The sequence below is a fragment of the Pseudomonas arcuscaelestis genome (assembly GCF_016881005.1).
Classification (GTDB): Bacteria; Pseudomonadota; Gammaproteobacteria; order Pseudomonadales; family Pseudomonadaceae; genus Aquipseudomonas; species Aquipseudomonas arcuscaelestis.
On sequence record NZ_JACOPV010000085.1, the window covers coordinates 1 to 1023 of the forward strand.

Here is a 1023-nt window from a genome sequence, read left to right on the forward strand (position 1 = left end):
TCCAGCGGGCCACCCTGTGCGCCTGGGAATACCGCGGAGTTCAGCTTCTTCTCGATCTCGGCGTTGGCGCGAGCCAGGATCAGGCCGCCACGTGGACCGCGCAGGGTCTTGTGGGTGGTGGTGGTCACGACGTCAGCGAACGGCACCGGGTTCGGGTAGACGCCAGCGGCGACCAGACCGGCTACGTGAGCCATGTCGACGAACAGGTAAGCGCCAACCTTGTCAGCGATAGCGCGGAAGCGTGGGAAGTCCAGGATCTGCGAGTAGGCAGAGAAACCGGCCACGATCATTTTCGGCTTGTGTTCAACCGCCAGGCGCTCGACTTCGTCGTAGTCGATCAGGCCGTTGGCATCGATACCGTATTGAACGGCGTTGTACAGCTTGCCCGAGGACGAAACGCTGGCGCCGTGGGTCAGGTGACCGCCGTGGGCCAGGCTCATGCCCAGGATGGTGTCGCCGCCTTGCAGCAGGGCCAGGTACACGGCGCTGTTGGCTTGGGAGCCGGCGTGCGGCTGAACGTTGGCGTAATCGGCGCCGAACAGCTCTTTGGCACGGTCGATGGCCAACTGCTCAACGACGTCGACGTACTCGCAACCGCCGTAGTAGCGCTTGCCTGGGTAGCCTTCAGCGTACTTGTTGGTCAGAACCGAACCCTGAGCCTCCATGACCGCTGGGCTGGTGTAGTTTTCCGAAGCGATCAGCTCAATGTGCTCTTCCTGGCGCACGGCTTCTTGCTCCATGGCGGCAAAGAGATCGGCGTCGTACTTGGCAATAGTCAAATCACGGCTGAACATGGCGGTCCTCAAGGATCGGGGGCAGAAAAGGAGGGCATTCTAACCCAATGGGTTTTAGATGGCATATGAAAGGACATCATGTCGCGGACAAGTGGGGCTCATCTGGGGATGGGCGGTGGCTGTAAGGGCCTCATCGCGGGCAAGCCCGGCTCCCATAGGGGAACGCATTCCAAGTGTGGGAGCTGGCTTGCCTGCGATGAGGCCATCAGCCCCACAGCAGAGGATCAGT

Annotated in this window: 1 protein-coding gene; it reads right to left on the reverse strand. The window is 61.4% G+C overall.

Annotation, left to right across the window (positions count from 1 at the left end):
- A partial coding sequence (gene glyA / locus H8F21_RS29420; protein ID WP_203585859.1) for a serine hydroxymethyltransferase occupies positions 1-794 on the reverse strand: 794 nt, incomplete at its 3' end.
- Positions 795-1023: the final 229 nt, after the last annotated feature.